We start from the raw sequence: 20,337 nt of genomic DNA, 5'->3' as shown, positions 1-20,337 counted from the left end.
AACCACGGAGGATTCTGTAATGCCTGATCAGCGCGGCGCGAACACTCGCCACGATCTGGAGAACACCGTTGTCGGCCGCCTCGCGGCGCTGGCCGTCCGGACCCGCACCGAAGGGCTCCCCGGCGACCTCCGCACCGACGTGGCCCGCCGCGTCCTGGACGTTCTCGGCAACTCCCTCGCGGCACACGACCAGCCCTCGGCCCGAGCGGTCACCGCAGTGGCCCGCGATTGGGCCGGTGCTCCCCGCGCCACCGGTATCGGCACCGGCGAACAATTCCCCGCCGCCACTGCGGCCCTGGTCAACGGCACCCTCGCCCATTCGATGGATTCCGACGACACGCACCTCCCGTCGGTGCTGCACCCCTCGGCGTCGGTGGTCCCCGCCGCCCTGGCGGTCGGTGAGGCGACCGGTGCCACGGGTGCCGCCGTCCTCGACGCCGCGGGCGTGGGTATCGAAATCGCCGTCCGGCTCGGTATGGGCGGTTACGACGAAGAACTCGGCAATTCGGAGTTCTTCGAACGCGGCCAGCACGCTACGTCCATCTGTGGTGCCGTCGGGTCGGCCGCCGCCGCGGCCATGCTGTACGGCCTGGATGTCGAAGGTATTGCCGATGCCATGGGTATCGCGGCCAGCTTCGGCGCGGGCCTGCTGGAGGCCAACCGAACCGGCGGCACCGTCAAACGTGCCCACTGCGGCTGGGCCGCCCATTCCGCTGTCACTGCAGCGGAATTCGCCCGGCACGGTCTGACCGGTCCGCCCACGGTGATCGAAGGCCGCTTCGGTTTCCTGCACGCCTTCTGCGGTGACCGCGCCGACACCGCGAAAGTTCTCGATCGGCTCGGCGACCACTGGGAACTCCCCGGCATCTTCTTCAAGCCCTACCCCTGCAATCACTTCACCCACGCGGGTATCGACGCGGCCCGTATCCTGCGTCGCGATGTGGACCCCGCCGATATCGTGGAAATCGAACTGGGCGTACCGAAACCGGTCCTGCGCACCATTGCCGAACCGCCCGCGGCGAAGGCCGCCCCGGAATCGGGCTATCACGCGGCATTCTCCGGCCCGTTCACGGTGGCGCGCGCGCTGCTCGGCGGCTCGGGTCTCGGTGTGGGGCATGCCGATTTCACCGATGAGGCAGCGAAGGATCCGCGCACCCTCGAACTGGCCCGGCTGGTCACCAGCCACAGCGACGACCGGTGCGACGAGATCTACCCGCACCAGTTCCCGGCGGTCCTGCGGGTGCGCACCCGCGACGGAGCCTGGCATCAGGCCCGGGTGGACCACAACCGCGGCGGCCCGGCGAATCCGCTCTCCGACGACGAACTGACCCTCAAGTTCGATCTCAATGTCGAGGACCGGCTGACGCCGGAAGCGGCCCGTACCGTCGCCGGCTACGCGCTCGCGCTCCCCGCGGCCGATTCTCTCGAAACCCTCATGGCTGCCGTGCGCGGCTGATCCCGCCCGGCCTCGCAGCGGACCGCGTCACCCCGCACAACGGGGGACGCGGTCCGCCGCGGTTCAGCGCGAGGTGACGCTGCGCCCAGCGCGAACAAACCGGCCCGGGCGATGCCCCGCCGGTAGCCTCGGTCCGGGAGATCAACGCGACGACGAGGAGTCATGCAGATGAGCCGACCGGTCCGGATCGGAATTCAACTCCAGCCCCAGCACGCCCCCGAATACGGACTCATTCGCGACGCGGTATTGCGGGCCGAGGACGCCGGCGTGGATATCGTGTTCAACTGGGACCACTTCTATCCCCTCTACGGCGACCCCGACGGCGCCCACTTCGAATGCTGGACCATGCTCGGCGCGTTCGCCGAGCAGACCGAACGGGTCGAGATCGGTGCCCTGGTCACCGGCGGCGGCTACCGCAATCCCGATCTGCTCGCCGATATGGCGCGCACCGTCGATCAGATCAGTGGCGGCCGGCTCATCCTGGGTATCGGTTCCGGCTGGTTCGAGCGCGACTACGACGAATACGGCTACGACTTCGGTACCGCGGGCAGCCGCCTGGACCTGCTCAAGGAATACCTGCCCCGGATCACCGGGCGGCTGGGGAAACTGAATCCGCAGCCGGTCCGCGAGATCCCGATCCTCATCGGCGGCGGCGGGGAGAAGAAAACGCTGCGGCTGGTCGCCGAGTACGCCCATATCTGGCACAGCTTCGGTGAACTGGATGTGTTCACCCACAAGAGCCAGGTCTTGGAGGAGCACTGCTCCCGGGTCGGTACGGAACCGGCGAAAATCGAGCGGTCGGTGGCCTGGCCGGGTGTCGAATCGGCGCCCGCCTACCACGCTGCGGGGGCGACGCTGTTCACCGTGGGGATCAACGGGCCGGATTACGACCTGACCCAGGTCCGGGAGGCGGTCGCCTGGCGGGACCGGACCAACCCGGAGCCGGTCAGCGGTATCGCCTGAGAGTCGCTGTCACGCAGTACGGCCATGTTCTGAACAGTTCAGGACATGGCCGTACTCGCTTTCAGGGGTCCGCTACCGGACGGCTTCCTACTTGTCCTCCGCCCAGCGGGTGGTGCCCGGGGGCGCGGTGAAGGTATTGACCATGTCCACCCCGGCGATGATCAGGGTGGGACCGCCGACGACGATCGTGCCGATCACGCCGCCGAGGGCCGCGCCTGCGACGATCCCGGCAGGAATTGCGGGTATTCCGACGCCACTTCCGGCGGTGATGAGCAGCCCGGCAACTGCACCGACAACGGTGCCGATGAGCCCGCCGATGGCGGAGGCGAGACCGATCTGGGAGGTGAGATTGTCCTGGGCCGCGAGGTTCTCCTGCGGGGAAGCCACCAGTTCGGCGGCCGGTCGCGCTGCCGCCGGGTCCTTTACTGCGGTGAGTTCCAGGACGCGGCCCTCGTCGCGGACCGCGTGCGGCAGCGGGTACTCGGTGCCGCCCTCACGGATCGACAGCGGCAGGGTGACCACGGTGGCGCCGGATTCGTCGACGATATCGACCGTTTCCCCGGCTACCTCGAAGGTGCCGTGCGTGAGGGTGGTGACAACGGTTTTGCCCACCAGTTCGGTGCGGTAACCGATATCGGGCGCGGCGGCCGGTACCGCTTGTGCGGTTGCCGCGCCGAAGGTCGCGGTGGCTATGAGCGGCACGACGGCCGCGGCAATCTTGCGGATCCTCATTGGTTCACATGTCCGATCTGATCACGGTGTCGCCAAGGGTGGTTGACCGTCGGGACGGCCGCGCCGACCGAGTTCCGCCGGACCGAAACGGCTGGGTCCCGGCGGTTTCGAACATTTGAGACACTACGCCGCCGAGGGCGCAAGTGCGACATATTTTAGTGGAATTTCTTCCGGTAAAGTTTAAAGATGGGATGAATTGGCAATACCAAAGCGCCGTCGAGGCTCGAGCGGCTGCCGGCAACAGTTCGCCGACTGTGGCAGACGTCGGGGTAGCGGTCGCCCTGGCATCCGGAGAAACCACCGCGCTACCCGCCTTCCGGCGTGGAATCGGTCTCCGCATGCGTGTCGCTCGCGACCCAGGTCGCGAGATCGGCGAATATGTGGCTACCTGCACTGATGCGCACTTGATAATGTAACTGTGTGCGTAGTTCCAGCTGACCGTTTCGAGGAAAGAAGGAACACCCATGACTACGGCGCATGCTCAGCACACCGAACACAGGCACGAACACGGACCGGACTGCGGGCATGTCGCGGTACCGCACGGCGACCACGTGGACTACGTCCACGACGGCCACCTACACCGCGAGCATGCCGGCCACTACGACGAATGTGAGCCCGCAGCGCATACCGAACACGCCAGCCATGACCATGTGCACGGCGAGGGCTGCGGCCACGTGGCCGTCCCGCACGGCGATCATGTCGACTACATCCACGACGGCCACCGCCACGCGCCCCACGACGGGCACTACGACGAACACTGACCCGGAGAATCCGACCGTCGCGCGTCGACTGCCGGTAACGACGGAATTACTCGGGCGGGCAACTGTTCGCGGCATATCGGGCCGCGGTGCGGGGGCGATCTCGACCTGTCGTCCGGCCCTCGAAACGACGAAATTCAAGCGTCGGTGCCGACCGGCCGGACATCGAGAATCTCACTGAACAGGCCGGCCCCGGTTGTATTCATCGGGACCTGCCGCAACGGCAGGTCCCGATGAATACGCAATGGGTCCGGCGTTCGATTCCTCCGGGTGTCAGTTCTGCGGAGTCGCCTGGTTCTTCGGCGCCCACTGGGTGGTCCCCGGTGCCGCATTGAGGGTGTTGACCAGCTCCACCGCCGCAATGACCAGCGTGGGGCCGCCGACGGCGATCGTGCCGATGATCCCACCGATGGTGGCCCCGGCGATAACACTGGCGACAACGCCCGGCCCGGTGACGATTCCGGTGAGACCCACGAGCGCGCCGATTGCGGTACCGACGAAGCCGCCGATGGCGGTCGCGATGCCGAACTGCGATGCGAAATTGTTCTGGGCCGCCAAATTCTCCTGCGGTGAAGCCACGAATTCGGTGGCCGGCCGCGCTGTCGCGGGGTCCTTCACCGCAGTGAGCTCCAGGACTCGACCCTCCTCCCGGATCTCGTGGGGCAGAGGGTATTCGGTGGTGCCCTCGCGTACGGCCAGCGGCAGAGTGACCACGGTGGCACCGGATTCGTCGACGATATCGACGTTTTCGCCGTCCAGTTCGAAGGTGCCGTGGGTGAGGGAGGTGATAACGGTTTCGCCGGCCAGTTCGGTGCGGTAACCGATATCCGGGGTGGTGGCGGGCGCAGCGTATGCGGTTGCCGCGCCGAAGGTCGCGGTGGCTATCAGCGGCACGACGGCCGCGGCAAACTTGCGGATCCTCATGAGTTCACACGTCCGATCTGATCACTTCGTCGCAAAGGATGGTTTACAGCCGGTACGAGCACGCTGTCCGGTACGCCGGGATCAATTACCTGCTCACCGGCATAATCGAACATTCGGGACACTACGCTCCGGCAGGCTTGCGGGTGGCCGGATTTCGTGGAAACGCCGCGGTACCAGGCGTAGTGGGCCGCACTGTATATCGGCGGATCGGTGAATGTCCAGCTATCCGCCGAGCGAAGCGGTCCGGGCGGATCAGCGTGGGCGCAGAACGATCTCGGTGGGATGGCCGTCCCGCGGGGTGTCGATTGCGGTCCGGACAGTACGAGCGACGGTCTCCGGACGCAGGAACTGGGCCGGATCGTAGGTCCGGCCCTCCCCGGCCACGATCTCGCGCTGCATATCGGTATCGATCCGCCCGGGATGGACGGAGGTCACCCGGATCGACGGCTCCTCCAGCCGCAGCGCGTCCCCGAACGCCCGCAGACCGAACTTGCTGGCCGCATACGAGGACCATCCGGCGTTCGCACGCAGCCCGGCCCCCGAATTGATCAGGACCACGTGACCGTGCGCCGCGCGCAGGGCGGGGAGCAGCAGCCTGGTCAGCTCCACCACCGCGATCAGGTTGGCTTCGAGCGTTTCGCGCCACTGGCGTACCGAGGATTCGGCGATAGTGCCCAGGTCGGCGATCCCGGCGTTGTGCACGAGAACATCGAGTCGCTCGATCGGCGCCGCCGCGGCAGCCACGGCCGGATAGTCGGTGAGCTCGACCGGCCAGCCCGTCGCTCCGGGTAGCTCGGTCAGAATCGATTCCAGGCTCGCGGTAGTCCGCGCGCCCAGCAGCAGCTCGTGGTCGGGAGCCAGCTCCCGCGCAATCGCCGCCCCCAGCCCGCGCCCCGCTCCGGTGACCAATGCGACGGCACGGTCCCGGTCGGCCCCTTCAGCTCCACGTTGCACAGCAGAAGTCTATTGCCGCACAGATCTGCGCTGACCCAGGCCCTGTTCTCGCCGCGCCGGAGACAACCCGAATTAACAGTGTCCTCATCCCGGTGAAACCCGCCCCGGTAAAGATTATGACCAGCCCGAACCCCGCCGAACCCAGAAAGACGGCCAGCCTCGTTCACCTCTGAATCCCTGGGTGGGGCCCGCCCGGTTCTGGAGCGACGGAGCGGGGGAGCGAAGCGGAGGAGCGCAGGAGTGAAGAACCGGGCCCATAAGGGCCCCACCCTCGAGACGCGGAGCGTCTCCAAAATTACAGCCCCCACCCTTCGAGCAATTGCTCCGGACATACCCCGATCTACGCCCCGCCGATCCCGCGGCACCGAGGGGCGCCAGGGAGACAGCGAGCAAGATATAGAAATGGCACATCCCGGCTTCACCCCGACGCAGCTCGCTGCCCGCGCGGCATATCTGCTGCGTGGCAACGATTTGGGAACCATGACCAGCGCCGCCCCGCGACTGTATCCGCATATGTGGAGCTGGGACGCGGCCTTCGTTGCGGTGGGTCTGGCGCCGTTGAGTGTGGAACGCGCGGTGATGGAACTCGATACGCTGCTTTCGGCGCAGTGGAAGAACGGGATGATCCCGCACATCGTATTCGCCAACGGCGTGGACGGTTATTTCCCGGGCCCGGCCCGCTGGGAATGCCGGTTGCTGGCAGTTCAGGCGCCCGACGGCCCGGATACCTCCGGGATCACCCAGCCGCCGGTACATGCCATCGCGGTACAGCGGATCCTGGACCATTCGCGCCGGCACGGCCGCAGCACCCGCGCCGTGGCCGAGGAGTTCCTGAACCGCCGCTGGTCCGATCTCGTGCGCTGGCATCGCTGGCTGGCACACGCCCGGGACCCGCTCGGCAACGGCCGGATCACCCTGTATCACGGCTGGGAGTCGGGGATGGACAATTCGCCGCGCTGGGACCGGGCCTACGGCAATGTCGCGCCCGGCTTGGATCTGCCGCCGTATCGGCGTGAGGATGTGCTCGTCATCGACGACCCCACCCAGCGCCCCACCGACCGCGAATACGACCGGTACCTGTGGCTGGTGGAGCAGATGCGGCGCTCCCGCTACGACGACGCCGAACTGAGTACGGTGATGGATTTCGCCGTGGAGGATGTGTTCGTCACCGCGATTTTCGCCATGGCCTGCGAAGTGCTGGGGCAGATCGGCGAGGAATACCACCAGCCGAAGGCCGATACCCGGGAACTCTTCGCGTGGGCCGACCGGTTCCGTGCCGGCGTGATCGCCACCACCGACGCCCGCACCGGCGCCGCCCGCGATTACGACACCCGGCTGGGCCGCTGGATCACCACCGAAACGCTGGCGATGTTCGCGCCCCTCATCAGTGGCGGGTTGCCGCGGGCCACCGAGCGCAGCCTGCTACGGATCTTCGAAGGTCCGCGGTTCTGCGGCCACCCCGACCTGCGGTACGCGCTACCGCCCTCCACATCGCCGGTATCGAAGGATTTCCGCCCGCGTGAGTACTGGCGTGGCCCGGTCTGGCCGGTGATGAGCTGGCTGTTCTCCTGGGTTTTCGCCCACCGCGGCTGGGCGGAGCGTTCCTTCTTGCTGCGCGCCGAAGCGTTGCGCCAGGCCAGTGACGGCAGTTTCGCGGAGTACTACGAACCGTTCACCGGGGAGCCGCTGGGCAGTATGCAGCAGTCGTGGACGGCGGCCAGCGTGCTGGACTGGCTGGGCTGAGATCAGGCCGGCAGTGAGCCGGCGGCCGGTTCGCAGGTGCTCTTCAGCGAGCATCCCCCGCAGGATCCGCCGCAGCCGCCGGTCTCCGGCGGCGGGGCGATGGCCTCGGCGGCCCGCGCGCCCGCATTGGCGCCCGCGCCGAGGGTGAACAGCGCGATGACCAGCACGCCCACGGTCACGAGGATGCCGGTGAGCGTACTCGCGGCCAGCACCACCAGCCCGCCGGCGGCGAGTAGCGCGCCGGAAACCACCGAGGTGGGGGCAGCGATCCGGTTCGCGGTGCGGAATGCGGTCTCATCGCGCAGGGCGGCTTCGGTGTGCACACCGATATACCGGTTGCCGGGCAGACGGCCGAAGAAGCCGAGCACGCCCGTCGTCAGGGCAACGAGGGCCAGGACGAACAGCAGAATCGCGACGACAAGCACCAGCCGAGAATACCGCAGAGGGTTTGCCGGGCCGAAGCTCGGCCGGAGCGGTCGCGGGGAAGTAGACCCAGGTCACACCCTCGTGCAAGGGCCCGGTCGCCGACCGAGATCGGCCCGTCGGTATGCACCGTAAGTACCGCGCCAACCGGTCGTGATGGCCTCCTCGACCACGTCGGCGCCGAGGTCCGCGAGCAGCATTGGCTGCGACGCGCGGGCTGTGTCTCATTCGGTCCGGTGGCTGGGCGCGACGGATTCACCCACCCTTTTGGGCTTGTCAGGGGGCAAGTCTTACGCTGTTCGACGACGGATTTCTCCCCATCAGCAGCTAGAAGAAGGCAGGACCGTGCAGGACTCCCGCGCAACCGAGACGGCCGGGCAGAGCTCGGTAGACACCGGCGCCCCCGGCCGGGGCGACGATACGCCCGCCCATCGGTACACCGCTGCGCTCGCCGGGGAGATCGAAAGCCGGTGGCAGGAGCGCTGGATCGAGCGCGGCACCTTCCATGCGCCGAACCCGGTGGGCCCGCTGGCCGGGGACGTGCCGGCGGACAAACTGTTCGTGCAGGACATGTTCCCGTACCCGTCGGGGGCGGGGCTGCACGTGGGGCATCCCCTGGGCTATATCGCCACCGACGTGTTCGCCCGGTACCACCGGATGCACGGGCGCAATGTGCTGCACGCGCTGGGCTACGACGCGTTCGGCCTGCCCGCCGAGCAGTACGCCGTGCAGACCGGCGCGCATCCGCGCGACACCACCGAGGCCAATATCGCGACCATGCAGCGGCAGCTGGACCGGCTGGGCCTGGGGCACGATCGGCGGCGGTCCTTCGCCACCACCGACCCCGAGTACTACAAGTGGACGCAGTGGATCTTCCTGCGGATCTACAACGCCTGGTACGACCAGGAGGCCGACCGGGCCCGGCCGATCGAGGAGCTGGAGCGGCAGTTCGCCTCGGGTGCCCGCCCGGCGCCCGGCGACAAGGACTGGGCGAGTATGTCCGCCGCCGAGCGGCGCGCGCTGATCGACTCGTACCGGCTGGTGTACCAGACCGATTCGATGGTGAACTGGTGCCCCGGCCTGGGGACCGTGCTGTCCAACGAGGAGGTCACCGCCGACGGCCGCAGCGAACGCGGCAACTTCCCGGTGTTCCGGAAGCAGCTGTGGCAGTGGATGATGCGGATCACCGCCTACTCCGACCGGCTGATCGACGACCTGGACCATGTGGATTGGCCGGAGAACGTCAAGGCCATGCAGCGCAACTGGATCGGGCGTTCGCGTGGTGCCCGGGTCGAGTTCGCCACCGCGGCGGGCGATGTGGAGGTGTTCACCACCCGCCCCGATACCCTGTTCGGCGCGACCTACATGGTGCTGGCCCCGGAACACGCGATGGTCGATGCGCTGACCGCGGCCACCTGGCCGGCCGATACCGATACCCGCTGGACCGGAGGCAGCGCGACCCCGGCCGACGCCGTCGCCGCCTACCGCAAGGCCATCGCGGCGAAATCGGATCTGGAGCGGCAGGAGAACAAGGAGAAGACCGGCGTCTTCCTGGGGGCCTTCGCCACCAACCCGGTGAACGGCGCGCAGGTGCCGGTCTTCATCGCCGACTATGTCCTGAGCGGGTACGGAACGGGCGCGATCATGGCTGTACCGGGCCAGGACCAGCGCGACTGGGATTTCGCGACCGCATTCGGCCTGCCGATCATCCGGACCGTGCAGCCGCCGGAAGATTTCGACGGTGACGCCTACACCGGTGACGGCCCGGCGATCAACTCCGACTACCTGAACGGGTTGACCATCGCCGACGCCAAGGCCGCCGTGATCGCGCGGCTGGAAGCGGACGGCCGCGGTGCCGGCACCGTGCAGTACAAGCTGCGGGACTGGCTGTTCGCGCGGCAGCGGTACTGGGGCGAACCGTTCCCGATCGTCTACGACGAATCCGGTGCCCCGCACGCCCTGCCGGAATCCATGCTGCCGGTGCGGCTACCCGAACTCGACGATTTCGCCCCGGTCACCTTCGACCCGGACGATAGGCATTCCGAACCTTCCCCGCCGCTGGCAAAGGCCACCGACTGGGTGGAGGTGGAACTGGATCTGGGGGACGGCTCGCGCACCTACCGCCGCGATACCAATGTCATGCCCCAGTGGGCGGGCAGTTCGTGGTATCAGCTGCGCTACGCCGATCCCAGCAATTCCGCGGTGTTCTGCGCGAAGGAGAACGAGAACTACTGGCTGGGTCCGCGCCCGGCCGAGCACGGTGCGGACGATCCGGGTGGTGTGGATCTGTACGTGGGCGGTGTCGAACATGCCGTACTGCACTTGCTGTACGCCCGGTTCTGGCAGAAGGTGCTGTTCGACCTGGGTGAGGTGAGCGGCAGTGAACCGTACCGGCGCCTGTTCAACCAGGGCTATGTCCAGGGATTCGCCTACACCGATCCACGTGGCGTCTACGTTCCCGCGGCCGAGGTGGTCGACCGGGACGGCAAGTTCTACTGGACCGACGCCACCGGCACCGAGATCGAGGTGAACCAGGAATACGGCAAGATCGGCAAATCGCTGAAGAACGCCATCGCCCCCGACGAGATCTGCGATCTGTACGGGGCCGATACGTTCCGGTTCTACGAGATGTCGATGGGCCCGCTGGATACGTCCCGGCCGTGGGCCACCAAGGACGTTATCGGCGCGCACCGTTTCCTGCAGCGGGTGTGGCGGCTGGTGGTGGACGAGGAGACCGGCGCGACCCGGGTCACCGAGGACAATCCGTCCGATGAGACGTTGCGGTTGCTGCACCGGACCATCGCCGGGGTCGACGAGGATCTGGCGGCCATGCGCGACAACACCGCCGGCGCCAAACTGATCGAGCTGACCAATCACCTGACCAAGGCCTACCCGAAGGGTGCGCCGCGTTCGGCCGTGGAACCGGTGGTGCTGATGCTGGCGCCGCTGGCTCCGCATATGACCGAGGAACTGTGGGAACGCCTGGGGCACACCGGTTCGCTGGCGCACGGCCCGTTCCCGGTGGCCGATCCGGCGTTGCTGACGGCGGAAACCGTGGAGTATCCGATCCAGGTGAACGGGAAGGTCCGCGGCCGTATCCAGGTGGATCCGGAGGCCGATCAGGCCGCGATCGAGGCGGCTGCGCTGGCCGACGAGAAGATCGCCGCGCTGCTGGGCGGGAAGGCGCCGCGCAAACTGATCGTGGTGCCGGGCCGGCTGGTCAATATCGTCGCATGAGCGAGTCGGCCCGGAAGTGGTAGCACAGCGCCACCACCTGGCCCTCGCTCATGCGCCGGGTCACGGCCTGACTCGTGACCGCCCGACACGGTGGCTCGGCAATTCCCGGGCTACCGTGTTGGCCGGTAGTTAATCTGCGAGACTCTTCGGACTTGCCTGCGTCGGCTAGCGTGCGTGCGTTCAGCCCGGAACAGGAGTCCACTGTGAAACCTCTTGCGCTCTTCGTCGCACACCAACCGGCCGGATCCCGGTCGCGCGTGACCTGCCAGTACAAATGCGGTAACGCCTGCTTCCACGAGGTGCCCAACACCTCGTCGAACACCTACTTCGGCGATATCGTGGCCGGGATCTCCCGGCGCCGGGTGCTGCAGGGCGGGGCGGCCGCGGTGGTCGCGATCGGCGCCGCCGGTACCCTCGCGGCCTGCGGTGACGACGCCGGGGCCGGGAGCGCCGAGAGCGGGCAGGGAATGGGGACCGGGTTCGCGCCGGTCGCGCCGAACACCGAGGATGCCGTCGTCATTCCGGACGGCTACGAACAGGGTGTGGTGATCCGCTGGGGCGACCCGCTGTTCGAGGACGCACCCGAATTCGATTTCTACGGCCAGACTCCCGCCGCCCAGGCCAGGCAGTTCGGTTACAACAACGATTTCGCGGGACTGCTGCCGATCGAGGGACAGCCCGGTAAATACCTGCTGGTGGTGAACCACGAATACTCCACCGAGGTGTTCATGTTCCCCGGGTACGAACCCGAGGCCATCAGCAAGGAGCAGGTCGACATCGCCATGGCGGCGCACGGCCTATCGGTGGTCGAGGTGCACGGTGAGCCCGGAACCGGACGGCTGAAACCCGTTTTCGGCAAGTACAACCGGCGCATCACCGCGACAACCGAGTTCGAGCTGACCGGTCCTGCCGCCGGTAGCGCCCTGCTGAAGACCACCGCCGACCCCACCGGCACCAAGGTCCTGGGCACGATCAACAACTGCTCCGGCGGGGTGACTCCCTGGGGCACCGTGCTTTCCGGGGAAGAGAATTTCAACGCCTATTTCATCGGTAAGGCAGCCGACCCCGTCGCCGCCGAACGGCTGGACCGTTACGGCATCGGCGAATCCGATTCCCCGCATTTCTGGGAGAAGTTCGACAAACGTTTCGATATCGCGGCCGAACCCAACGAGGCCAACCGTTTCGGCTGGGTGGTGGAGGTGGATCCGTGGGATCCGCAGTCCACACCGGTCAAGCACACCGCGCTGGGCCGGTTCAAGCACGAGGCCGCGAATATCCATGTCACGGCCGACGGCACCGTGGTCGCCTACAGCGGCGACGACGAACGCTTCGACTACATGTACAAGTTCGTCTCCACCCGCAAGATCGAACCCGGCACCGGTGCCGCGAGCCGCCGCCACAACCGCACCATCCTGGATGTCGGCACCCTCTACGTCGCGAAACTCACCGGCGATCACCCGGACCGGATCGACGGTTCCGGCACCGTGCCCTCGGATCAGGGCTTCACCGGTAAGGGGCAGTGGATCCCGATCCTGCGCACCGGGGAAGACGGCCGCGGAGAATCGCTGGTGGACGGGATGACCGCCGAAGAGGTCGCGGTGTTCACCCGCCTCGCCGGCGACAAGATGGGCGCCACCAAAATGGACCGTCCCGAGGATTTCGAGGCCAGCCCGAAAACCGGCAAGGTGTACGTGGCGCTGACCAACAACAGCAAACGCGGCACCGACGGCGAAGCCGCCGCCGACGAGGCCAACCCGCGCAACGAGAACAAGAACGGGCAGGTCCTCGAGCTCACCGACGATCACGCGGGCACCGAATTCACCTGGTCGCTGCTGCTCGTCTGCGGTGACCCGGCCGCCGCCGACACCTATTTCGCCGGCTACGACAAGACGAAGGTCAGCCCCATCTCCTGCCCCGACAACCTCGCCTTCGACCCGTACGGCAACCTCTGGATCAGCACCGACGGTAACGCCCTGGATGCCAACGACGGACTGTTCGCGGTGGTCCTCGACGGTGACCGCCGCGGCGAGACCAAACAGTTCCTGTCGGTCCCCGTCGGCGGCGAGACCTGCGGCCCGGTGATCACCGAGGAACGGGTCATCGTCTGCGTCCAGCATCCGGGCGAAACCGACGACGCCTCGGTGGAGGCACCGGCGTCGCACTGGCCGGACGGCGGCACCTCGCAGCCGCGCCCGGCCGTGGTGGCGGTCTGGAAGGCCGGTGGTGGCCGGATCGGCGTCGAGTAACCGCTGCGCCGCAACGGTTCCGGCCGGAGGCGGGGTCGTTCTATCCGCTGCCGGTGAGACCGCCCATCCGGGCGAACCGGTTGAAATCTCCTTGGGCACCGCTGTAGACGTTCACATCGGTGGGGCCGTGGATACCGGGGATGGAACCGGAATCGGTCTGCTGCCAGAACGTCCACGCCGGCCAGCGGCCGGGGACCTCCGGTTGCGGGCGGTCGCGGTAGTCGGCGATCCACAGCGGGTAGCGGTGGAACTGGTCGCTGTCGGCCATCGCGGTCTTCCAGAAGGTCGGGTAGGTGTAGATGATCGGAACGCGGCCGGTCAGCGCCTGGACCGTGTTGAGGTAGCGGTGGGTCCAGTCGATCAGCGCGGCGGGCGGGAGTCCGCCGGAATGCTCGATATCCAGTACCGGCGGCAGATCCAGCGGGCCGTTCTGTCCCAGTACGACCGCGGCGTAGAGCGCAGCCTGCGGTTCCGGCGGGAGATCCGGGTGGGCGTAGTGGTAGGTGCCGCGAGCCATCCCGGCGACCCGCATGTGCAGGCTGTCCTGGACGAAGTACGGGTTGACGTAGTGCAGGCCCTCGGTGGCCTTGACCATGGCGAAACCGTGGCCCGCGCCGCGCACGGCGAACCAGTCGATGGGCCGCCCGCTGTCGTGCTGCCAGGACGAGACGTCGGGGCCGGTCGGCTGGGCGGTTGCCGCGGGACAGGCGCCGAAAGCTGCCGCGCACACCACCACCCCGCCCACCGCGGCCTTTCGCAGCAGGCGCCCGCCTACCCGGTTGCCGGTTCGGTTCAGGACCGTCCGGGCTCGGGATAGCGGCTGCTCTGTGCGGGGTATCGCTCGTTCGCTACCCGGCGCACAGGCCGCGGCCGGGGGATGGTTTTCCGCCGCCGTGCGATGGTCGTGCGGGTCGCCGGGTCCGCGCCGCAGGAGGCGGCGCAACGGTGCAGTCGGTCTCCAACGGACAGGGTTCATGGACACCGACCCTATGCACCGTCAGGGCGGCTACCGGGTAAGACCGCGCCGTGAATCGGCACCGATATCGTCGCGGCCGGTTCCGCCGGGGCTCGGGCCGCCGCCGCGCGTGAGCAGGGCGGATACCCGAGCTGCCATTCGCGGTTCACGGTTTTGCCACCGAATCGGCGTGGCGCGGTCGGGAACAGCCCGGATACTGGTTGGACAACATGGAACACCGGAGGTGGGTATGCGCACGGTGCCTTGGCCGGCTGCGGAGGTCGCGCTGGCGGCGGCGGAGACCTGGGGTATCTCCGGTACCGGTTTCCTGCAACTGTATGTTCCGGTCGCGATTTTCGCGGTCGGTGTCGCGTTCTGGTTGCGGCACCGGGTCGTCCATGCGCCGGCGAGCGCTCTCGCGGCGGATCTGAGCGCACCCGAGCTCGGCCTGCTCACCAGCGATGAGCGCGCGGTGATGGCCTCGGTCGCGCTGCTGCGCAGTCATGAACTGATCGATGCGCAGGGATGTTCCACCGGGTCGCGGGCTCCCGCCGGGCTCGACCTGTTCACGGTCGCGGTATCAGGCCATCTCGGTAAGTCGCCGCAGAGCATCACCGAGGTGACGCGCCGTATGCGCACGGACCTGGACCGGTTGCGCGCGGGCTTGGTGGACCGCGGATATATGACCGGGCCGCAGTTTTCGAAGGAGCTACGGGAGGCGGGCCTGCCGATCGTGGTGGTCGGTCTCTTCGGGGTGGTCCGGTTGATCGCGGGGCTGTCCAACAGCAATCCGGTGTTCTTCCTGGGGGTTGTACTGGTACTGCTGGGCGTGGCCTGGTGGCGCGTGGTGACCGTGCGGCGGGTCACCGGAAGGGGCAAGGCCGCAAAGCAGGAGGCGCTCATCGGAAACTTTCACCTGCGTCCGTCGGCAATACCGTCGTACCCGTCCTTCGGCCCCGCAGCCGCCGGTCTGGCGGTCGCATTGTTCGGTGTGCAGGCACTGATGCTGATCGATCCCGGGTTGAATACCGCGATGTCGGGTTACAGCGCGGAACCGGCAGGAAGCGGGGGCGAAGGCGGAAGCGGCGGCGACGGCGGCGGCGGCGGGGGCGACGGTGGTGGCTGTGGCGGCGGTGGTTGCGGTGGTGGATGCGGTGGCTGACCGATGATCGGCCCGCTACCCGAAACCGCGCTCGGAATCGGCTGGCGCCCAGAGATATGCGGTGTGATCGCGGAACTGGACGGACTCGATTTCTGCGAGGTCATCGCCGAATCGTTGCCTGTGAAGAACGGGCCGAATGCGAATGAGGTTGTCGTTCCGGTGGAGCTGGCTACGCTCCGGGGGCACGGCACGTATGTTGTGCCGCACGGTGTCTCGCTGTCGCTCGGCGGCGCGGAACCGGTGTCCGAAGCCCGCGTGCGCCGATTAGCGCTCTGCGCCGAGGCCCTCGCGGCGCCGCTGGTGAGCGAACATATCGCCTTCGTACGGGCCGGTGGCCTGGAGGCCGGCCATCTGCTTCCGGTACCGCGGACGGCCGAAGCGCTGGAGGTGCTCGTCACCAATATCACCCGGACCCAGGACGGCATCGGGGTTCCGCTGGCGGTGGAGAATATCGCCGCATTGCTCGAATGGCCCGACGACGAGCTGACCGAGGCGGAATTCCTCACCGAAATAGTCGAGCGGACAGGGGTCCACCTGTTGCTGGATATCGCGAATGTCTATGCCAATGCTCGTAATCGGGGCCGCGACCCGCTGGCCGAACTGCGCCGGCTGCCCACCGAGCGAATCGCCTACTGCCATATCGCCGGTGGTGTGGAAGCCGGCGGCCGGTATCACGACACCCACCTGCATCCGGTCCCGGCCGAGGTCCTGACACTCGTCGCCGAATTCGTCCGCGACCACCCTGTTCCACTGATGCTCGAACGAGACGGTAACTACCCACCGGCCGACGAACTGCTCGATGAACTCGACGCGATCAGCAATGCCGCCGCCCGCGCCCCGATCACTGCGACGGCCCGGGCGGTCCGGCGATGACCGAACCGGGTTCCGGCCTGGCCGAGCGGCAGGCCGCGCTGGTGCGCGCACTGGTGGCGGGTGGACCCGTGCCGCCCGGTTTCGACCCGGTCACAGTGCAGGCCACAGCGGAGGCGCTCCTGCGCAAACGTGCCCGTGAAACGGCCGTGCACTATCCCGCCCTGGTCCACGCCACCGGTCCGGATTTCACTGCCCGCTACATCGATTGGGCCCGTGGCCGCCCGAAGGCAACCACCGTGGCCGACGCGCTCGCGTTCGCCCGCGACAACGGTGTGCAGTGGCCGCCGGAGCCGCAGCCATCCGGCGGACGCACCATGTTGTTGTCCCGGTTCCGTCGCATGCTGAGTGGCTGCCGTAGTCGTTGAGCAGTCCGACGGCCTGAGTGCCGGGGCTCGGAGGGCGGCGTTCGACCGGTTCCGGGTCTATGGGGCGGCCGCGGCGTGGTCGCGGAGCCAATCGCGGTAGTGGGTACCGGCCAGCGGGGTGTCCGGGCTCGCGAGGAGGGCGTCGCCGGGGACGGCAGCGAACATACCGGCCGATTCGTCGGTGACGACGAGACGGTCGTCGTGCTGCGCCGCCAGGGTGATCCGGCCGAGTTCGTCCAATGTGAAGACCTCCGGCCCGGCGATATTGCGGATCCCCTGTAGCGGAGCGCGGGTGGCGACTTCGACCACCGCGTCGACGACATCGGCGGCCGCCATCGGCTGCAGACGGGTGCCGGGCAGCCGGACGGTATTTCCGTCGGCGGTCCAGGACAGCACCGAATCCATGAACTCGAAGAACTGGGTGGCCCGGAGGATGGAGTACGGCGTGGGACCCCACTTCACCATCTGCTCCTGCCGCGCTTTGGCGCGGTAGTAGTCCAGTTGTGGCACCTTGTCCACGCCGACGATCGAGAGCACGACCTGATGTTTCACACCTGCTTGCTCGCCCGCGGCGAGCAGGTTGTCCATCGAGGTGCGGAAGAAATCCAGGGATGCTTCGCCGAAGGTGGGCGAGTTGGCCACATTGGTCACCACATCGGCGCCGGCCAGCACCTCGTCCAAACCCTTCCCGGTGATGAGGTCGACGCCGGTGGACGGTGCCGCGGGAACGGCCTCGTGGCCGGCCGCCGCCAGTTTCTGCACCACCTGCGAGCCGATTCGTCCGGTACCGCCTACGACTACGTGTTTCATTCTCCCGCCTTTCACGGCATGGCCCCGGTCGCGCCGGGGAATTTCACGGAAGTCGGTTGCTCTGGGTGTCCGGTGTTGCGCACGGCGCGGGAGTGGTCCCGCCGTGCTGCGGTGGCCGGGCTATCGGTCACCGCGCTGCGGGTTCAAGGAAACCAGGAGCAGGCCCCGGTAGGGGATCACCCGGCTCGGGTGAGGTTGGCCGGACGGCCTGTATCCAGCAGTTGTCACCTCGGTAGAAGTCGGCGGCATCCTCCCTGTTGAAGATGGGTTTTCCGATTGATCGGAACCACCCTCTTGTCTATACGTATACTTCTACATATAGTGGGTTCATGCCGAATAAGACCATCTACGTCGCCGATGACGATCTGCCCCTGTTCCAGCGAGCGCAGGAGCTCGTCGGCGGCAATCTGTCCGGCGCGGTGGTCACCGCGCTGCGGCGATTCATCGAGCTCGAAGAAGGCCGGCTCGAAGGCTTCGACGAAGTGGTGCTTCGGGTCGGTCACAACGGGGTCCGGCAGGTGCGATTCCAGGGTTCGCTGCTCGGTGAACACCGGGACGTCAACGACGAAGGGATGGAGCACTTGCGGGTGTTCCAGGGCAGGAAAGGCAAATTTGCCTTGCATGCGCAGTATTCGAAGTGGTCGGACTATCCCGAATCGCAGAACTGGTTGCGCGATCTGAAGAACTGGCGGCGCATGCTCGGTATCGAACAGGACTGGGGCGATTACCAGCTCACCGTCACCGACACGCTGGCGGAATTGAAGGGAAAGATCCCGGATGAGCTGTACCGGCGGGTCTCCGATATAGCCGATCGGCCCCAGGTGGAAGAACTCGATATCTGATCTTTTCCGGATGCGGCGCGCGCCGCTGACCGACTGAAACACCCACACCGCGACCGGGGGAGCGGTGTCGATAAAACATGCCCTTATTCGCATTCGAATATGTATTACACGGAAGGAACATCATGAACAACGGGCGCAGCCCCGCGATCCGCGCCACCGGCCTGCGGAAATCCTACGGGGACAAGATCGTGCTCGGCGGAGTCGATATCGCCGTCCCCGAGGCGACGATATTCTCGCTACTCGGCCCGAACGGTGCCGGGAAAACCACCACGGTGCAGATCCTGAGCACCCTCATCGCCGCCGACGCCGGCGAGATCCGCGTCGGCGGATACGACCCCGCCGAAGAACCCGACGCCGTGCGCTCGGTCATCGGGGTCACGGGACAGTTCGCGGCCGTCGACGAACTCCTGACCGGGCGAGAGAACCTGCACCTGATGGGCGATCTGCACCACCTGCCCAGGCGGCGCACCAAGGAACTCGCCCAGGAACTGCTGGACCGTTTCGAACTGACCGACGCCGGTGACAAACCCGCCTCGACCTATTCGGGCGGTATGACCCGCCGGCTCGATCTGGCGATGACCCTGGTCGGCGATCCGCGCATCATCTTCCTCGACGAACCCACCACCGGGCTCGATCCGCGCAGCCGGCGCACCATGTGGGACATCATCGGCGGCCTGGTCCAGGATTACGGCGTCACCGTCTTCCTCACCACCCAATACCTGGAGGAAGCCGACCAGCTGGCCGACCGGATCGCGGTACTGGACCAGGGCCGGATCGTCGCCGAGGGCACATCCGCGGAGCTGAAACGGCTCGTACCGGGCGGTCATATCCGGGTGCAGTTCGCCGACGCCGCCGGACTCCGGGCCGCGGCCGACGTCTTCGGTTCCGCCGCGCGCCCGCTCACCGACGAGTTCACCCTGGCCGTCCCCGGCGACGGCGGCCTCGGCTCGCTCAGGGCGGTACTCGACCGGATCGATTCCTACGGACTGCCCGCCGAAGGCCTGTCCGTGCACACCCCCAACCTCGACGATGTTTTCCTCACCCTCACCGGAACCCCCACCGCAGACAAGGAACCCGTGCGATGACCACCCTGACCCACGCGCCGCGCGCGGCCGCCCCACTGGCCGATTCCTGGACCATGCTGCGCCGCAACCTCCTGCAGGCGCGTCGCTACCCGAGTATGACGATCTCCGTCACGGTCATGCCGATCGTCCTGCTGGCCATTTTCAACTACGTTTTCGGCGGTGCCCTGGAGCCCGGTCTCGGCGGCGAATACATCGATTATCTGGTGCCCGGGATGCTGCTGATGCTGCCGGCCTACCTGACCGCATCGGTGGCGGTCTCGGTGTGCAGTGATGTCACCAAGGGCATCGTCAACCGGTTCCGGACCATGGCCATCGCCCAGTCCGCGCTGCTCACCGGGCATGTGCTGGGTGTGCTGATCCAGGCCTTCCTGGCCGTCGCCGCCATGCTGGGGGTTTCGCTGCTGATGGGTTTCCGGCCGTCGGCGACCCCGGTGGAATGGGTCCTCGCGATCGGTTTCCTGTTGCTCGTGGTGTTCGCACTGACCTGGCTGTCGGTTGCCTTCGGCCTGATCGCACCGAATCCGGAGAGCGCCAGCAATCTGCCGTTCCCGATCATGATGCTGCCGTTCCTCGGGTCCGGCCTGGTGCCGACCGACACCATGCCGACCGTGATGCGCTGGTTCGCCGACTATCAGCCGTTCACACCGTTCACCGAAACCCTGCGCGGCCTGCTGATGGGTTCCGAGATCGGCAACAACGCACTGATCTCGCTGGGCTGGTGCCTGGTGCTCGGCCTCGGCGGTTTCCTCTGGTCGACCACGGTGTTCCGGCGGCAGGGCCGCTGAGACCACTGCCGGACACCCCCGGAT

The 20,337-nt window shown here is 67.2% G+C and carries 18 protein-coding genes; 12 read left to right on the top strand and 6 right to left on the bottom strand.

Features of this window, described 5'->3' with window-relative positions; translation table 11 throughout:
- Window positions 1-19: 19 nt before the first annotated feature.
- The gene (locus ON22_RS25935) at window positions 20-1,456 is read left to right on the top strand and encodes an MmgE/PrpD family protein (RefSeq protein ID WP_051158089.1); all 1,437 of its coding nucleotides are present in this window, start codon (window positions 20-22) and stop codon (window positions 1,454-1,456) included.
- A gap of 168 nt (window positions 1,457-1,624) precedes the next feature.
- A complete protein-coding gene (locus ON22_RS25930) occupies window positions 1,625-2,419 on the top strand; it encodes an LLM class F420-dependent oxidoreductase (RefSeq protein ID WP_033246715.1) in 795 nt (264 codons plus the stop codon).
- Between the two features lie 87 nt (window positions 2,420-2,506).
- Here the strand turns inward: ON22_RS25930 and ON22_RS25925 are convergent, their stop codons facing one another.
- Window positions 2,507-3,151 carry a DUF8020 domain-containing protein gene (locus ON22_RS25925; RefSeq protein WP_033246539.1) on the bottom strand — a complete coding sequence of 215 codons (645 nt, stop codon included), beginning with the start codon at window positions 3,149-3,151 and terminating at the stop codon, window positions 2,507-2,509.
- Between the two features lie 464 nt (window positions 3,152-3,615).
- Between ON22_RS25925 and ON22_RS35990 the strand changes: the two genes are divergently transcribed.
- Window positions 3,616-3,912: a hypothetical protein gene (locus ON22_RS35990; protein WP_081595844.1), complete on the top strand. Its 297-nt coding sequence runs from the start codon at window positions 3,616-3,618 to the stop codon at window positions 3,910-3,912.
- A 270-nt stretch (window positions 3,913-4,182) separates the two neighbouring features.
- Here the strand turns inward: ON22_RS35990 and ON22_RS25915 are convergent, their stop codons facing one another.
- Together ON22_RS25915 and ON22_RS25910 are read right to left on the bottom strand one after the other, a co-directional pair.
- Window positions 4,183-4,833 (bottom strand): DUF8020 domain-containing protein, encoded by a 651-nt coding sequence (locus ON22_RS25915; RefSeq protein WP_033246538.1) that lies wholly within the window; start codon window positions 4,831-4,833, stop codon window positions 4,183-4,185.
- A gap of 252 nt (window positions 4,834-5,085) precedes the next feature.
- Entirely contained in the window at window positions 5,086-5,787 is a 702-nt protein-coding gene (locus ON22_RS25910) for an SDR family oxidoreductase (RefSeq protein WP_051158086.1), read from the bottom strand.
- Window positions 5,788-6,189: 402 nt separating this feature from the next.
- Here ON22_RS25910 and ggh point away from each other — a divergent pair, with 402 nt between their 5' ends.
- Window positions 6,190-7,530 carry a glucosylglycerate hydrolase gene (ggh, locus tag ON22_RS25905; RefSeq protein ID WP_033246536.1) on the top strand — a complete coding sequence of 447 codons (1,341 nt, stop codon included), beginning with the start codon at window positions 6,190-6,192 and terminating at the stop codon, window positions 7,528-7,530.
- A gap of 2 nt (window positions 7,531-7,532) precedes the next feature.
- Here the strand turns inward: ggh and ON22_RS25900 are convergent, their stop codons facing one another.
- Window positions 7,533-7,955 carry an SdpI family protein gene (locus ON22_RS25900; RefSeq protein WP_033246535.1) on the bottom strand — a complete coding sequence of 141 codons (423 nt, stop codon included), beginning with the start codon at window positions 7,953-7,955 and terminating at the stop codon, window positions 7,533-7,535.
- 343 nt (window positions 7,956-8,298) lie between these two features.
- On the opposite strand from ON22_RS25900, the gene leuS reads away from it, so the two are divergent.
- Window positions 8,299-11,190 carry a leucine--tRNA ligase gene (gene leuS, locus ON22_RS25895; protein WP_033246534.1) on the top strand — a complete coding sequence of 964 codons (2,892 nt, stop codon included), beginning with the start codon at window positions 8,299-8,301 and terminating at the stop codon, window positions 11,188-11,190.
- A 203-nt stretch (window positions 11,191-11,393) separates the two neighbouring features.
- On the top strand, window positions 11,394-13,436 hold the full coding sequence (locus ON22_RS25890) for a PhoX family protein (protein WP_086007811.1): 2,043 nt from the start codon (window positions 11,394-11,396) through the stop codon (window positions 13,434-13,436).
- A 40-nt stretch (window positions 13,437-13,476) separates the two neighbouring features.
- On the opposite strand, the gene ON22_RS25885 is transcribed toward ON22_RS25890, so the two are convergent.
- Window positions 13,477-14,172, bottom strand: coding sequence for a glycoside hydrolase family 25 protein (locus ON22_RS25885; protein ID WP_231508741.1), 696 nt, complete (start codon window positions 14,170-14,172; stop codon window positions 13,477-13,479).
- A gap of 469 nt (window positions 14,173-14,641) precedes the next feature.
- Between ON22_RS25885 and ON22_RS25880 the strand changes: the two genes are divergently transcribed.
- Genes ON22_RS25880 through ON22_RS25870 form a run of 3 tightly spaced genes read left to right on the top strand, consistent with a single transcriptional unit; the run spans window position 14,642 to window position 16,791 of the window.
- Window positions 14,642-15,553, top strand: a complete 912-nt coding sequence (locus tag ON22_RS25880; RefSeq protein ID WP_063820662.1) for a TIGR04222 domain-containing membrane protein — start codon at window positions 14,642-14,644, stop codon at window positions 15,551-15,553.
- A gap of 3 nt (window positions 15,554-15,556) precedes the next feature.
- A complete protein-coding gene (locus ON22_RS25875) occupies window positions 15,557-16,426 on the top strand; it encodes an MbnB/TglH/ChrH family RiPP precursor modification enzyme (RefSeq protein WP_033246532.1) in 870 nt (289 codons plus the stop codon).
- A complete protein-coding gene (locus ON22_RS25870; RefSeq protein ID WP_063820661.1) occupies window positions 16,423-16,791 on the top strand; it encodes an SCO6045 C-terminal-like domain-containing protein in 369 nt (122 codons plus the stop codon). Before ON22_RS25875 ends, ON22_RS25870 begins: the two co-directional genes overlap by 4 nt.
- Window positions 16,792-16,848: 57 nt before the next feature.
- On the opposite strand, the gene ON22_RS25865 is transcribed toward ON22_RS25870, so the two are convergent.
- Window positions 16,849-17,601 (bottom strand): SDR family oxidoreductase, encoded by a 753-nt coding sequence (locus ON22_RS25865; RefSeq protein ID WP_033246531.1) that lies wholly within the window; start codon window positions 17,599-17,601, stop codon window positions 16,849-16,851.
- Between the two features lie 329 nt (window positions 17,602-17,930).
- Between ON22_RS25865 and ON22_RS25860 the strand changes: the two genes are divergently transcribed.
- From ON22_RS25860 to ON22_RS25850, 3 genes are all read left to right on the top strand, one after another.
- On the top strand, window positions 17,931-18,443 hold the full coding sequence (locus ON22_RS25860; protein WP_033246530.1) for an EXLDI protein: 513 nt from the start codon (window positions 17,931-17,933) through the stop codon (window positions 18,441-18,443).
- Between the two features lie 122 nt (window positions 18,444-18,565).
- Window positions 18,566-19,528: an ATP-binding cassette domain-containing protein gene (locus ON22_RS25855; protein ID WP_033246529.1), complete on the top strand. Its 963-nt coding sequence runs from the start codon at window positions 18,566-18,568 to the stop codon at window positions 19,526-19,528.
- The gene (locus ON22_RS25850) at window positions 19,525-20,313 is read left to right on the top strand and encodes an ABC transporter permease (protein WP_033246528.1); all 789 of its coding nucleotides are present in this window, start codon (window positions 19,525-19,527) and stop codon (window positions 20,311-20,313) included. The genes ON22_RS25855 and ON22_RS25850 overlap by 4 nt, the downstream gene beginning before the upstream one ends.
- Window positions 20,314-20,337 lie beyond the last annotated feature (24 nt).

This window comes from Nocardia carnea NBRC 14403, from assembly GCF_000308515.1.
GTDB lineage: Bacteria > Actinomycetota > Actinomycetes > Mycobacteriales > Mycobacteriaceae > Nocardia > Nocardia carnea.
The sequence above is the reverse complement of the archived record's forward strand: the minus strand, read 5'-3'. Positions and strand labels throughout refer to the sequence as shown.